Origin of the sequence: Chitinophaga pinensis (assembly GCF_007896845.1) — a bacterium.
GTDB lineage: Bacteria > Bacteroidota > Bacteroidia > Chitinophagales > Chitinophagaceae > Chitinophaga > Chitinophaga pinensis_C.
The window spans coordinates 16,397-29,125 of the sequence record NZ_VOHS01000018.1 but is presented as its reverse complement, the minus strand read 5'-3'; the positions used below and the strand labels follow the sequence as shown (position 1 = coordinate 29,125).

The 12,729-nt window shown below is 46.0% G+C and carries 18 protein-coding genes; 6 read left to right on the top strand and 12 right to left on the bottom strand.

Translation table 11 applies throughout. From position 1 onward, the window contains the following. Positions 1 to 130: 130 nt before the first annotated feature. Both FEF09_RS17770 and FEF09_RS17765 read left to right on the top strand, forming a co-directional pair. Positions 131 to 724: a Crp/Fnr family transcriptional regulator gene (locus FEF09_RS17770; RefSeq protein ID WP_146306361.1), complete on the top strand. Its 594-nt coding sequence runs from the start codon at positions 131 to 133 to the stop codon at positions 722 to 724. A 166-nt stretch (positions 725 to 890) separates the two neighbouring features. Further along, positions 891 to 3,041 carry a GH92 family glycosyl hydrolase gene (locus FEF09_RS17765; protein WP_146306360.1) on the top strand — a complete coding sequence of 717 codons (2,151 nt, stop codon included), beginning with the start codon at positions 891 to 893 and terminating at the stop codon, positions 3,039 to 3,041. 58 nt (positions 3,042 to 3,099) lie between these two features. On the opposite strand, the gene FEF09_RS17760 is transcribed toward FEF09_RS17765, so the two are convergent. Further along, on the bottom strand, positions 3,100 to 3,540 hold the full coding sequence (locus FEF09_RS17760; protein ID WP_146306359.1) for a YqgE/AlgH family protein: 441 nt from the start codon (positions 3,538 to 3,540) through the stop codon (positions 3,100 to 3,102). Positions 3,541 to 3,859: 319 nt separating this feature from the next. Here FEF09_RS17760 and FEF09_RS33195 point away from each other — a divergent pair, with 319 nt between their 5' ends. Both FEF09_RS33195 and FEF09_RS17755 read left to right on the top strand, forming a co-directional pair. After that, positions 3,860 to 4,063, top strand: a complete 204-nt coding sequence (locus tag FEF09_RS33195) for a hypothetical protein (protein WP_261387571.1) — start codon at positions 3,860 to 3,862, stop codon at positions 4,061 to 4,063. A 23-nt stretch (positions 4,064 to 4,086) separates the two neighbouring features. Continuing rightward, a complete protein-coding gene (locus FEF09_RS17755; protein WP_261387570.1) occupies positions 4,087 to 4,992 on the top strand; it encodes a DUF1624 domain-containing protein in 906 nt (301 codons plus the stop codon). A 14-nt stretch (positions 4,993 to 5,006) separates the two neighbouring features. Here the strand turns inward: FEF09_RS17755 and FEF09_RS33190 are convergent, their stop codons facing one another. Continuing rightward, positions 5,007 to 5,291: a helix-turn-helix domain-containing protein gene (locus tag FEF09_RS33190; RefSeq protein ID WP_261387569.1), complete on the bottom strand. Its 285-nt coding sequence runs from the start codon at positions 5,289 to 5,291 to the stop codon at positions 5,007 to 5,009. Beyond that, positions 5,251 to 5,733 carry a lipocalin-like domain-containing protein gene (locus FEF09_RS17745; protein ID WP_146306358.1) on the bottom strand — a complete coding sequence of 161 codons (483 nt, stop codon included), beginning with the start codon at positions 5,731 to 5,733 and terminating at the stop codon, positions 5,251 to 5,253. Before FEF09_RS17745 ends, FEF09_RS33190 begins: the two co-directional genes overlap by 41 nt. A 342-nt stretch (positions 5,734 to 6,075) precedes the next feature. On the opposite strand from FEF09_RS17745, the gene FEF09_RS17740 reads away from it, so the two are divergent. Next, positions 6,076 to 6,597: a hypothetical protein gene (locus FEF09_RS17740; RefSeq protein WP_146306357.1), complete on the top strand. Its 522-nt coding sequence runs from the start codon at positions 6,076 to 6,078 to the stop codon at positions 6,595 to 6,597. 20 nt (positions 6,598 to 6,617) lie between these two features. After that, positions 6,618 to 7,154 (top strand): hypothetical protein, encoded by a 537-nt coding sequence (locus FEF09_RS17735; RefSeq protein ID WP_146306356.1) that lies wholly within the window; start codon positions 6,618 to 6,620, stop codon positions 7,152 to 7,154. A 125-nt stretch (positions 7,155 to 7,279) separates the two neighbouring features. Here the strand turns inward: FEF09_RS17735 and FEF09_RS31570 are convergent, their stop codons facing one another. The 9 genes from FEF09_RS31570 to FEF09_RS17715 all read right to left on the bottom strand — a co-directional run bounded on the left by FEF09_RS31570 (position 7,280) and on the right by FEF09_RS17715 (position 12,725). Continuing rightward, a complete protein-coding gene (locus FEF09_RS31570; RefSeq protein WP_261387587.1) occupies positions 7,280 to 7,849 on the bottom strand; it encodes a hypothetical protein in 570 nt (189 codons plus the stop codon). Between the two features lie 37 nt (positions 7,850 to 7,886). Next, on the bottom strand, positions 7,887 to 7,979 hold the full coding sequence (locus tag FEF09_RS33185; protein WP_261387586.1) for a hypothetical protein: 93 nt from the start codon (positions 7,977 to 7,979) through the stop codon (positions 7,887 to 7,889). 97 nt (positions 7,980 to 8,076) lie between these two features. After that, positions 8,077 to 8,235, bottom strand: coding sequence for a hypothetical protein (locus FEF09_RS34815; protein WP_409994867.1), 159 nt, complete (start codon positions 8,233 to 8,235; stop codon positions 8,077 to 8,079). A gap of 583 nt (positions 8,236 to 8,818) precedes the next feature. Next, positions 8,819 to 9,238: a hypothetical protein gene (locus FEF09_RS17725; RefSeq protein ID WP_146306355.1), complete on the bottom strand. Its 420-nt coding sequence runs from the start codon at positions 9,236 to 9,238 to the stop codon at positions 8,819 to 8,821. A gap of 226 nt (positions 9,239 to 9,464) precedes the next feature. After that, complete coding sequence (locus FEF09_RS31550; RefSeq protein ID WP_222597013.1) at positions 9,465 to 9,818, bottom strand: hypothetical protein; 354 nt, start codon at positions 9,816 to 9,818, stop codon at positions 9,465 to 9,467. Positions 9,819 to 9,959: 141 nt separating this feature from the next. Continuing rightward, positions 9,960 to 10,112, bottom strand: coding sequence for a hypothetical protein (locus FEF09_RS31545; RefSeq protein WP_222597012.1), 153 nt, complete (start codon positions 10,110 to 10,112; stop codon positions 9,960 to 9,962). Between the two features lie 399 nt (positions 10,113 to 10,511). Then, a complete protein-coding gene (locus FEF09_RS34810; protein WP_409994866.1) occupies positions 10,512 to 10,724 on the bottom strand; it encodes an alpha-amylase family glycosyl hydrolase in 213 nt (70 codons plus the stop codon). A gap of 4 nt (positions 10,725 to 10,728) precedes the next feature. Then, positions 10,729 to 10,887, bottom strand: coding sequence for an alpha-amylase family glycosyl hydrolase (locus FEF09_RS31540; RefSeq protein ID WP_222597011.1), 159 nt, complete (start codon positions 10,885 to 10,887; stop codon positions 10,729 to 10,731). 242 nt (positions 10,888 to 11,129) lie between these two features. Then, positions 11,130 to 12,725 carry a solute:sodium symporter family transporter gene (locus FEF09_RS17715; RefSeq protein WP_146306354.1) on the bottom strand — a complete coding sequence of 532 codons (1,596 nt, stop codon included), beginning with the start codon at positions 12,723 to 12,725 and terminating at the stop codon, positions 11,130 to 11,132. Positions 12,726 to 12,729 lie beyond the last annotated feature (4 nt).

The window sequence follows — 12,729 nt, the reverse complement described above, 5'->3', positions numbered from 1 at the left end:
TGCCTTAATTTTCATCACAAAATTCCGCCGGAACCCCTCCCGGAAACAAGGACATTTGACACAAATTTTCGAGGTCATTTGACCTAACTTCGCTAATTTCAGGTAAAGGAATCAGAAAGGGCATCTATCAATGTTTGACACATTCGAAGCATATATCACCGCTAAGGGGCAATTTAGCAAAGAGGAACTGCAGCTCATGCGCTCGCTGGCCATCGTAAAAAAATACCGCAAAAGACAGCTGCTGCTCAAGGAAGGTGAGATCTGCCAGTACAAAATGTTTATCACCAAAGGCTTGTTAAAAACCTATTGTCTGAAGAATGACGGTACTGAGCATATCATGCGCTTCGCACCAGAAAACACGTGGACAACAGATCATGAAAGCTTCTCCAGACAAGTCCCTTCCAAATGTAATATCGAAGCTCTGGAACCCACGGAAGTATTGCTCTGGACACAGGACAGTCTGAATAGGATCATGCAGGCAGTACCTGCCTTCAAAACTTATCTTGACGCATTGATCTCTAATACCCTGAATTCAAGTTATGAGAGGATCCTCATGAATATCAGCTATACATCCGAAGAAAAGTACCACGACTTTGTCAGCACCTTTCCGGACATTTTCAGAAGAGTACCCTTGCATATGGTAGCCTCTTATCTGGGCGTTTCCAGAGAGACCCTGAGCCGGATAAGACATGCACAATTGAAACAACAGAAACTCGAACCCTAGTAACTTCGTCATACCATCGCTCCTATTCGCCAATAAATGGCCTTTTATCTGCCGTTTATACCTCCTTCAACCATGTTTTTCCATAAAAAGTTAGGATTTTTCTGCTCTGGTGCCTATTTTGGTGCCACAGGTCCATTTTAATTGAAATTTCCACAAACATCCTATCATGAGAAAAAGAACAGGTTTTCTTTTACTGACACTCCTATTGGCCCGAACGAACGGCTGGAGCCAATCGGCACCACCTGTTTATACTAAGTACGTCAATACATTCATTGGTACAGCCCCCCTGACAGACCCGAAGATCCTTGGTTATAAGCTGCCTGACGGCTGGAGATCATGGGCAGGTCTGACATTTCCCGGCAGCTCATTGCCAAATGCAATGGTACAGTTAAGTCCGATGACAGCATATGGCTCCGGTGCAGGGTATGAATACGAAGACAATATCATTTACAGCTTTACGCATACCAACAAAGGCCACTGGAACCTATGTAATATTCCGGTATTGCCGATGTCTCATCCGACAGCACCCTTCAAATCGAAGTTCTCTCATCAGAAAGAAAGTGCTGCACCCGGCTATTATCAGGTATATCTGGAAGATTATGACGTCAATGTCAGCCTGACTTCTACCCTGCGCTGCGGGTTTCATAAATATGAATATAAAAATGAAACCGACAGACAAATCCTCTTCGATCTCGCTAAGTCCAATAACAGGATCTCCGAATGGCACATCGATCAGGCAGGTGATTTCGCTATACAGGGATACCAGCGCGCAGGTGGTAATATATATTTCTATGCAGTGCTGAACAACAAGATCAGTCAGCTGGAAAAGAAAGCAGAAAGTACGCATGACGGCTACGCCATCGTTCACCTTGCAGATGGTAACAAAGGTCCTGTAGAAATGAAAATAGGCCTGTCCTTCGTCAGCACCGAAAACGCCAGACAAAACCTCGAACAGGAAATAGGCAATCATTCCTTTGACGATATCCGGCATGCGGCTACCGACAAATGGGAGCAGTTACTGTCTTCAGTAGCAGTAAAAGGTGGTACTGAAAAACAACGTACCATGTTCTACTCCTGCTTATACAGGTCATTCCTCTGGCCCGCTTTGCGTAGTGACGTGAATGGTGAGTTCAGCGACGCCAAAGGCAAAGTAACAAAAGCAGATTTTAACTATTACACAGAGCCCTCTCTTTGGGATACCTATCGCAATAAAGACGTGCTGCTGGGATTGATCTCTCCGCAGGTAACACTGGATGTGATCAAATCCATGAAAGATGTAGGTGATAAAACCGGCTTTATTCCGACCTTCTTCCATGGTGACCATGGCACCTCTTCTATCGCAGGTGCTTATCTGAGAGGGATTGATAATTTTGACGTAAAAGGCACTTATGCGGTACTGCTGAGGAACGCGAATGTGGCTAACGGCGCCAGACCTTTCGTTACAGAGTACATCGAAAAAGGATACATCTCTGATCCGGATATTGCTAATCCGCATGTGGAAACAAAAGCTAAAGCAGGTGTGTCCAAGACGCTGGAATATTCTTATGATGACTATTCACTGGCACAGATTGCCAAAAAGCTCGGTGACACGGCGAACTACCGTATCCTGATGGCACGCTCAAAGAACTACAAAAACATGTTTGATCCTTCCACCCGTTTTATGAGAGGCAGACTGGAAAATGGTGAGTGGATCAAAAATTTCAATCCGCAGTACCCTTATTATGAATATATGTACAGGGAAGCCAATGCATGGCAGGTATCTTTCTTTGCACCACATGATATGCCGGGACTGATTAAACTGTATGGTGGTCCGAAACCTTTCGAATCTAAACTGGATTCTCTGTTTACTGTGCCATGGAATCCAAATTACATCGCCAGAAACGTTGAGACCATGATTGGTCAGTATTGTCATGGTAATCAGCCGGACCATGAAGCGCCTTTTGCGTATTACTTCATCAACAAACCGGAGAAGTCTCAGAAAATCATTGATACTATTCTGAATAGTCTGTATGGTGTGGGAGACGATGGTATTGCACTCTGCGGAATGGATGATGCGGGAGAAATGTCGGCATGGTATGTATTCTCCGCTGCCGGTCTGTATACCTTCTCTGCCACTGATCCGGAATATCTGGTAACGGTGCCACTCTTTGATGAAGTGAAATGGAGAACCAGCACCAACAAGATACTGACCATCACCCATCAGGGCAAAGGCAGAAAACTGACTGCGATAAAAGTAAATGGTAAACCTATTAAGGGTTACTTCGTACCACATGACCTGTTTAAAAACGGCGGGAAGATTGAGGTTGTAACAAAATAAATAATGACTGTAAATAAAAAACCATCTGATGATATCGTCAGATGGTTTTTTTTATATGCTAAAACAACTTGCCTGTTGGAGTGATACGCCAGCTGCCCTCATCAATCTCTTCATCCAGTTCTTTATAATCCCAGCCACAATACCCAATAAAGATCTTGATATCTTTTTCGGTCAGAGTATGCTCATTGATATGTTTCACAGCGGCCTGAAAATCGCCACCCAGAAAGATATTCTCTCCTACCTGCTCACCTCCGCTGATCAGGTCAGGACGCTGGTGTATGAAGAAAAGGTGCTCCTTATCTACCGGACCGCCCTCCCATAAAGGGAAATCCCTCCCATGACAGAACTCTTCCAGTTCATTCAGTTTGCGCGGGAAAGGGTTGTTGACAATGAAACCCATTGCTCCATTTTCGTTATACTCGGTAATGTAGATCACCGTACTTTCGAAAACGGATTTCTCCAACAGAGAGGTGCTGTTTATAAAGATGCCTGCCTTCATAGACTGAAGGTAACATAAAGTTGTTGTTACTTTGTCGCAGTCATCAATAATCTTTCACCCAAAAAGCAGTGCAATGAAAATCGACAGACTGGAGAGATCATCGCTGTCTACTTCCGGAATCCCGACCCGAATCTCATTGAGGTAAGTAATTACATGTAGATAAAAATATTCATTTCTATTTAGCGTAGCTTAGCAGCCGGAACCACCAAACCATTTTGTACACTAAAAAAGCTGCTAAGACTATGGCGCTTCCCTGACGGCCGGCAAAAGCCGCCGTATTAAATCTATTGATCTATTGCGTGGCATTATCATGATAATCATGTCACTCGATCATGTACGCGATTATTTTCACGCATTTTCCTATTTACACGATCCGACTGATCTGCCACATACCAGCGCACCTATTTTCCTGACCCGCTGGATCACACATTATTGTGCACCGACCTTTATGCTGCTGGCAGGTATATCTGCCTGTCTGTATGGTGGGAAAAACGGGAAGAAAGCACTTTCTTATTTCTGCTGACAAGAGGCATCTGGCTCGTGGTCGTGGAGTTATTCATCATTACCCTTGCGTGGACGTTCAATCCGCACTACCCGGCCTTTATATTACAGGTGATCTGGGCGTTTGGTATCAGTATGATCACCTTATCCCTGCTGATCCACCTGCCGCGGAAAATACTGCTGCCTGTGGGCATACTATTGGTTGCAGCACACAATCTGCTTGACAATGTGCATGTTACCGGCAATACGCTGCCGGCATTCCTCTGGGCTGTACTGCATGAGCCTAACTTTGGCGGCCTGCACTTCGGTCCGTTCAGTCCGATCATTGGTTACCCGGTAATGCCATGGTTAGGCATCATTACCCTCGGCTACTGCATCGGCAGCCTCTATACCCCGGATGTGGCACCTGAAAAACGGCAGCAATCCCTCCGCAACCTCGGTATTGGCAGCATCATACTATTTATCGTACTCCGCTGGACCAACTTCTATGGCGATCATTCTCCATGGTCTGTACAGGAGAACTGGATGCTGACGATCTTCTCGTTTGTCAATGTGACCAAATATCCGCCATCACTCCTGTTTATTCTGATGACCATGGGGCCCTCACTCCTGTTCCTCGCATATGCAGAACGTCCTTTGAATAAAGTAACGGCTGCACTGACCGTATTCGGCAGAGTACCGATGTTCTTCTATCTCCTGCATATTCCACTCATACATGGAATGGCGGTTGTAGCAGCTGTACTCACCGGACACCCGGCATCAGATATGGTGAACCTGACGACCTGGGTGACCTCCAACGAAAAACTACAGGGCTATGGATTTTCACTACCGGTTGTGTATCTGGTATGGATAGTAGTGATTGCCTTACTGTATCCGCTTTGTCTGCGCTTCAGTAAATACAAACAGGCCAATCAGGCTACAAAGAAGTGGCTGAGCTATTTTAATTCTTAATTATTCTTTATCCTCTAACAGTTAATTGCATATTGCCTTCTATAGGCGCTCGGGCTCATGCCCTTTATCTTTTTAAAAGTCCGGTTCAGGTGACTTTCATCTGTAAAATTCAACTCGTGGGCAATTTCCGTGATCCGCATATCACTATGCAGGAGCCTTGTCTCTTTACAGGAAAAGACGCCATCTCTTTCACCTCGATCTCGAAAGGCTTGTACAGGGTCTCTTTCATGATCGTAAGTTACCAAATTAGCATCGGATTCAACGGATACGCCTGAAAATGGAAACAGGCACTTCTCCATTAGGACGAGGTGGTAATTGCCAGCTAAGCTGGTCATCTTTCAGGGTAAAAGTATGCTCGCGGGTAGTACCATCCGAATTGGGAAAACTGGCCTTATCAATATGAAAGCGGATCGTCCCTTTTGCAGGATTCACTTCATAGGTTCCAAAATGACAGCTCATGCTCAACACCGCATCTTTATATTCTTCCGGCGTTCCTTTTTCCCTGTCTTTTGCAGCAAACGGCATACGTTGTTCACGGAAGATTTCTACGGCATAATGTCCATCCGCAGTGAATATTGCGATACCATGGGGATGAGGGCCATAATCTCTCTCCTGCTTACCATCCGGCATGATCTTATCGGCAGCTGTCAGTTGCCAGGTGCCTGTCAATTGTTGCGCTGTCGCCGGTAAGGCAATATAAGCACCCAATGTCGTCAGCAAAAAAGGAAGTATGTTTTTCATATTTCATCTGATCGTGCAGGTAAATGGCTGCACTGATCTTACAAAACTAGGCTGGTCCAGCTGCCGGTACCTGTACGATTTTACTAAAAATCTGTACATTCCGGTAAGAATATCCGATATCCCCATGCATATGCCGATATGCCATACTGTTGAGTGGTGTTACACAACTGGTGTTAACCAAACCCGATGTATTACAAGGGATGGACCAGATAGAGAACAACTGATTGGTGTATAAAGAACACGTTATTCTCAGCGCCTGCATTAACCAGTGCTTAACAACCACTTATACGATTATGTCTTTACTTTTGCACTGTCCCTCGTGAGGTTGCTAAAGAATGACGTATGAAATTAATTATTGCCTTTGCCATCTTTTCGCTTCAGTGTGCCGTAGCGTATGCACAGCCCACTGATACAGCGTCCCGTAATGCGGGGAGTACGCTTACACCTGTTATCATCAGATTAAATTTACAGCCGCAGCAAAAGTATCAATGTTCATTTCCTGTAAGGGATGTAGAAGTAATGATCGCTAACGGAGATACCAGTCGTCTTGGTTTTGTGCAGACCGGCATGAACAACAAACTAAGAGAAGCACGGCCGGACAGGCCAATCCGGCAATACATTCATGACTACATTCAGGATACTTACAAAGAACAATACAAAAGCGAAGCACCGTACCTGTTACTTGTCATTAAATATTTTCGCATCGGCGAGCGCACAGGTATTGGCAGAGAAAAAGCCTTTGTACGTTTGAAAGCAGACGCTTCAGATCAGATGATAACCTGTCTTACCAGCTTGCCTGCACGTTCGATACCGTACTGGAAAGAAAGGGTGTTGATGTTACAAAAAGGTTTAGTCAATATATAGGTGAAACCATAGATCTTTTAATGGCGGCGGCTGATAAACAATCTGCTGCTTCCCGCAAATATTCCAGAGAGGAAATCGTTAAGCGGGAACTACGGCTCTATGAGGCGCCTGCATATAACATGGAAAATTATACAGACGGTGTGTATCTGACATATAATGAATTTATCAACAACACACCTTCGGTAAAATCATTCAAACCACTTTTTGAAGCGAATTGGGCGAAGATATATGCTGTCAATCAGGATAGCAGCAAAACGCTTATTCCTGCGCCCTGGGGCATGTGTTATAACGGACAGTTATATCTCTACGCACAACGCAACCTGATACCGTTTTCGCGTGATGGCCGGGCCTTTCTCTTCCGTCAATATCTGCATACAGAAGACCGGAATAAATCTGTAGCAATAGCCTCTGCTGCAAAAGCGGGTCTGATCGGACTGGCAGCTCCCAATCCGATGTACAGTCAGGATATCATGAGTGTTACTGACATTCCACATATTGAAGGGATACTACCTGAAGCGACGACGATAGACCCGTTTAGTGGAAAGCTGATGTTTTAAAAGAATTGCAAATCAGGAATTAACGCGGAGACCTGTGCGAAAGAGGCATAGATTTGAATAATTAATTGGTAATATAAATGAAAAGGGCGTCCAACATTTATGGACGCCCTTTTCATTTATATCATTTAATAAATCAGCTGATAATGTCCGGCGTTGAAGGCCTGCATCACAGCAATTCCAGATTCCTGACTGACTATTGCGGATTCACTGGCAAGCCATTCGCCTCCCGCATCAGCTGAAATATATATGCTTACTACCTGATAATTCGTATTCAGTGAATTGGCAACATTCTTAAAGCTGGTTGGTGTTACATTCGTCCAGGGCTGTGCCTGTATAATGATAAACCTTGGTGAAGTACCATTCCAGCCGGCAGCTGCGGTAGCAATATGGTCTTTCATCGCCTGCTCATTGGTACAGTAGTTACAGGAAAGCGCCATACCCGGCAGACTGTTATTATAGATCGTCATACCACCACCGGTATTTTGTGCGGTCAGTCCCAATGTATAAGGGGCGTTGGCAGCAAATGATTGTCCCACGTTCTGATTAATACCTCCGGTGATCGTATTCCAGATGGTAATTACCCGGAATCCTGCACGGCGGTTATAGTTTTCCGTTTTGGCAACAAACTGGTTTAAAGCAGTCTGATTCGGCCAGTTATTAGGATAAGTATACCCATAACCAGAAGGACCTGAGATCAGATTATCATTATTCGTTGCACTCTGGTAATATAGTTCAGTGCTCCCGGCATTGCATCCAGCATTGCGGGGACAATGTCCATCCTATCGGAACAGCACCCCGGTCAGGGTTATTCCAGAGCTTACGCATCAGGTGTTCAACATACTGTAAGTTATCACCGTCACTGAGGATGAAAGCCACGTACAGTTATTCTGCAATGCAGGTTTTGCCGGCATCGGTTTTACATTCACTGTTCTGGATGTACCACTATGTACGTGAGGTTCGTCGCCCAGTCACTGGCAATCGTTGCGATACCATATTGTGAAGCCCTTTGTACACCCGGCGCCTCTTCCGGCCACCAGAAGCCCTTTGTACACCCGGCGCCTCTTCGGCCACCAGCCCATATAGTTGGAGCCTGCAGGCATGGTACTCAGAAAATTGTTGAGCAGAGTACTTTCTGCGGCCACGTCCGGATCCAGCCAGATAGTCCCAGTCCGGTTGCTACGGCATACTCGCGTAAAGCCGCTTTGTGTGCATCGGGGTTCAGCCCGATTAATACGCGATGATCCAGATTAGGCCAGTAAGTATTGTACAGTGCCTGATATACCGCCAGTTTGCTGCTGTACTGTCCACGTAAGTCCAGCAGGATCGGCAGGTTATAGGTGCAGCCTGCAGTCTTGACAGGAGCAGTGGAGAAGCGATCAGCGCTTTCTTGTCTTTAGCCAGCACGGTTGCCAGATTCACGTATGGATCTGTGCCGGATCATACACGATCAGACCGGAAATTTCATTACGATACTTCGTGATAAGGTCCCACTTATTACTGACCTCATTCCAGTTTAAACCCAGTGATTGCAGCCAGGTATATTGTCCTTCTGCAAGGCGTCTCCTTCATAGTGAGAGACGTGGCTGTGTTCTGTTAACAATCCCTTCAGGGAGGCAAACAGATACATCTCCGCGGAAAACCGTTTTGCTGTACACCCACCCAGTCTACTTTCGTATAGGAGGTACCCCCCAGTATACGCGTAATTCAATCGACTGGTTGTTGGTCGGCATGGTAAAAGGGAGGTAATACTCGTGTAGTCTCCTGCTATTATCGACTTTCATTCTGAATTCGGCTACGTTAGGACCGGCAGGAATACTCATGTCATAAGGGCCATAGATCATATGCTCATCGGCAGCATCGATGCCCGTCTGACAAAGCCAGCCGTCCGACTCTAATCTCCCTGTCTTATGACTGAGACTGGAGCCTTCTCCCTCCCAGCGGGTGGAAGATTCACGTAAAATAAATAAGTCCTGCGTTTGCGCTGTTGAGGGAAACGAAGGCAGCAGTTGTCCCTGTGGCCATGATATCTGGGCCACTACCGGCGTGATGAACAACTGAAACAAAAAGACGAGCGCTGTTGCCATGCGAACAGACGGTTCAAAGGTTTGATCATAGGTTAACGCTTAGCAGTTAATGAATAGACTTGTAAGGAGAAAGTTCGGATAAGTATATGCACGTGGAAGCAACATACTTGTACTTTGGACACAATGGTTAACAAAATGAATACCGGGAATAAATATACAAAAAAACAGCAGCGGATCAAGTTAAATATAAGCTGATCCGCCACCGGTATCACCAACACCTTGCATATCAGCCAGCTCTGAACCAACGATATCCGTAAGCTTCCAATGTGATGGTATGTCTGCCTTTGTCATCTTCTATACTTTCAATATTGTTCATCAGGTCTACCAGTCTGCGGGTGCCGGCTTCCTCGGCTTCCTTCGCCATAAATACAAGTTCCTGTGGCTTTTCGCTGAAGTTATGCCAGATAAAAAGCTGCCTGTCTTTCCACTGGTAGTACATCCCTAATATATGCTCATAGCCTGTATTCATTATTTCCCAGGAGCCATTACCTATTTCGGGGCACTCCCTTCGCAGTCGTATCATTGATGTCATCCAGTTCAGCATGGAATCCTGCTCCCGGCGCTGTGTCTCTACATTCACGTGCACATAGAATAGTAGCCATCATCAATCACCGGGTGCACCAGTTTTTGGCCTTAGAGAAACCAGCCTGATACTCTCCTGACCATTGCATTGGTGTTCTTACACTGTTCCGGTCATCCAGACTGAGATTATCTCCCATTCCTATTTCGTCGCCATAACTGTTCTTACACTGTTCCGGTCATCCAGACTGAGATTATCTCCCATTCCTATTTCGTCGCCATAACGAAGCACCGGGTACCCGCAGGGAAACATCACACTATAAGCCAGTTCATTCTGCTGTCTGCTCCCTAACATCGGCCCCAGTCTGCGGCGGATACCTCTGAATATAACTGCATATTCTCATCCGGCAAAACGCCGGAAAACCTCCGCTCTTTCTTTTTCGGTTAATCGCCCCAGATCCGTTCATCATGATTACGGAGAAAATGGGCCCACTGAGGAGCAGATGAGCTTAATCTTGTCCTGCTCGAGTGCCTTGATCAGCGGAGCCGTTTTACAGGTAGCCAAAGCGTAGAACAGGTACTGATTTACGAAAAAGTTGAACATCAGATGAATACCATCACTATTTCATCACCAAAATATTTCATGCTGTCTTTCGGTAGCACATTCGCCTCTCCCAGCAGTACCGCGTCCCCCTTTCGCCATTGAGAAAACGGCGCATCTCCTTCAGGTAATCAAATTCATTTGGCTTTCTTCTTACGGGTGCAGGCGATTCCAGTATAAAGGAACAGCATCTACGCGAAAACCCGCTACACCTAGTTTAACCAGTAGCCCATAATACGTGTAATCTCCTCTCTTACAGCAGGGTTTCTGTGTTAGATCCGGCTCGAATTCATGGAACCTGTGAAAATAATAGGTCGCTTTTCTTATCCAGCGTCCAGGTAGCTTTCTGTACACCGGGAAAAACATCCCCTCATCCCAATTCCGAGGGCTTCTTCGGACCATACATACCAGTCACGTTTAGGACTATCCTTCGCTGACCGCGCCATCTGAAACCAGGATGCTTATCCGATGTATGATTGACAACCAGATCAATGATTACCTTTATACCCAACTTATCAGCCCTGTGCATAAATCCACAAAATCTCCACTTGAGCCATGCCGGGATCTACACCATAGTAATCCTGTATATCATAACCGTTATCTTTATTAGGGTTGGTTGAAAGGAGCCAACCATACAGTATCAACTCCCATCGCATGGAGATATCGAGACGATCACAAAGACCGGCAAAGTCTCCGGACCATCGTTATTACCATCCATAAATGTTTCAAGATCAGACTGTAAATGACGCAATGCCTGAGCGACAACGTATTTTATTTTGCCAGTCCGAGGGGGAGAAAAATAAACAAAGCCACCATCGCCAGTAACAGCAGCGCAGTATAGATATGTCTTTGCTTCCATGGTTGCAGATCTACCACATTATTCCATTGCTGTACAAAGGGTTCTTTACGGGGAGCAATAGCCGCTACTCCTAACATCAGTAATACGGTTACCACAAACAGAATAGCCAGTACGTGCAGGAAATGCAGCCCTGTATCCACCACAAACTGTGCAATTGAATAAGTAAAGATAAAGAAGGTCAATCCGATCTTCGCCGCAATAGCCGGCATTCGTTTATGGACTAATCCTAAGAACAGGATAGTAAAAATAGGTACGCTGAAAAGACCGCTGACCATCTGGATATAGGTATATAAACCCTGCTGCGCAAAGACGATAAATGGCGCAATGATCATCGCCAGCAGGCAAACCAGCAGTTCAAAACGCCTGCTGATACGTACCAGCTGACGTTCGCTTACGGCCTCCTGCCGCCATGCTTTAAAGGGCATATAAAGGTTCAGTACAAACAGGGTACTGGTACTGTTCAGACCTGCGTTAAAAGTGGTCAGGGCAGCCCCGAAAGTGATGGCTGCAATAAAGCCGGTCAACATAGGGGAACAGACGTCACTCACAATCTTCGGAAAGACTTCCGCCGTATTTGTCATATGCGGATAGAGCAATACGGCTATCAGACCGGGTATATTCAGCAGCAGCGGGGAAATGATCTTTCCCAGACTGGCAACGGCAATCCCTTTCTGGCTTTCCGCCAGACTACGGGAGGCCAGCGCCTGCTGAACGATGTATTGTTCTGTGCCCCAGTAATAGAGATTCACCAGAAACATACCGGTGAAGATGGTGGGAAAAGGTACAGCATCATGTGGCCCGCCAATGGCATTAAAATGGTCCCTGCGCGCGGCTAATAAGATATCCAGCCCTGTGCCTGCCGAACCATGTCCGAGGTATTTCAGGGCGGCATAAGGCAGCAAAATACCCCCTGCAAACATCCCTACCCCCAGCACCGTATCAGAGATGGCCACGGCTTTCAGTCCGCCGAGAATCGTATACAGACAACCAATAAACCCGATCAGCCATACCAGTATCCAGATCGTGACCCAGTAATCAATGTGCAGGGTTTCTGATACCCGGAACAGGCCGTTAAAGGAAATGGCGCCACTGTATAGTACAGATGGCAGCATATTGACAATATAGCTGACAAGGAAGATCACCGACACAAATCGCTTTGTGCCGGTGTCATATCTTTCTTCGAGAAAATCGGGTGTTGTAGAGATACCGCTGCGCAGGTAAACCGGCATGATGAATTCAGAGACCAGTAGCATGGCAAATACGGAGGACAATCCCCACGCCATCACGCTCATATTATTGGTGTAGACGAGTTCATTCTCACCGATAAACTGTACCGCGCTGATATTTGTAAAGAAAAGGGCGCCACCGACTACCAGAAAACCGAGGTTACGGTTGGCGAAGAAGAGGCCCGCGGCGGTCTGCAGGTTTTCTCTCCGGGTCTTATACCAGGAAATCAAAGCCACAAGGATGGTTACCAGCAGAAAACTCAGTAAAGCCCCAACATTCATATTA

Coding starts and splice junctions, on each gene's coding strand:
- FEF09_RS17770 (WP_146306361.1), top strand. CDS start 131: ATGTTTGACACATTCGAAGCATATATCACCGCTAAGGGGCAATTTAGC.
- FEF09_RS17765 (WP_146306360.1), top strand. CDS start 891: ATGAGAAAAAGAACAGGTTTTCTTTTACTGACACTCCTATTGGCCCGA.
- FEF09_RS17760 (WP_146306359.1), bottom strand. CDS start 3,540: ATGAAGGCAGGCATCTTTATAAACAGCACCTCTCTGTTGGAGAAATCC.
- FEF09_RS33195 (WP_261387571.1), top strand. CDS start 3,860: ATGTCACTCGATCATGTACGCGATTATTTTCACGCATTTTCCTATTTA.
- FEF09_RS33190 (WP_261387569.1), bottom strand. CDS start 5,291: ATGGAGAAGTGCCTGTTTCCATTTTCAGGCGTATCCGTTGAATCCGAT.
- FEF09_RS17745 (WP_146306358.1), bottom strand. CDS start 5,733: ATGAAAAACATACTTCCTTTTTTGCTGACGACATTGGGTGCTTATATT.
- FEF09_RS17740 (WP_146306357.1), top strand. CDS start 6,076: ATGAAATTAATTATTGCCTTTGCCATCTTTTCGCTTCAGTGTGCCGTA.
- FEF09_RS17735 (WP_146306356.1), top strand. CDS start 6,618: ATGGCGGCGGCTGATAAACAATCTGCTGCTTCCCGCAAATATTCCAGA.
- FEF09_RS33185 (WP_261387586.1), bottom strand. CDS start 7,979: ATGCGTAAGCTCTGGAATAACCCTGACCGGGGTGCTGTTCCGATAGGA.
- FEF09_RS17725 (WP_146306355.1), bottom strand. CDS start 9,238: ATGGCAACAGCGCTCGTCTTTTTGTTTCAGTTGTTCATCACGCCGGTA.
- FEF09_RS31545 (WP_222597012.1), bottom strand. CDS start 10,112: ATGTTAGGGAGCAGACAGCAGAATGAACTGGCTTATAGTGTGATGTTT.
- FEF09_RS34810 (WP_409994866.1), bottom strand. CDS start 10,724: ATGTTTTTCCCGGTGTACAGAAAGCTACCTGGACGCTGGATAAGAAAA.
- FEF09_RS31540 (WP_222597011.1), bottom strand. CDS start 10,887: ATGCACAGGGCTGATAAGTTGGGTATAAAGGTAATCATTGATCTGGTT.
- FEF09_RS17715 (WP_146306354.1), bottom strand. CDS start 12,725: ATGAATGTTGGGGCTTTACTGAGTTTTCTGCTGGTAACCATCCTTGTG.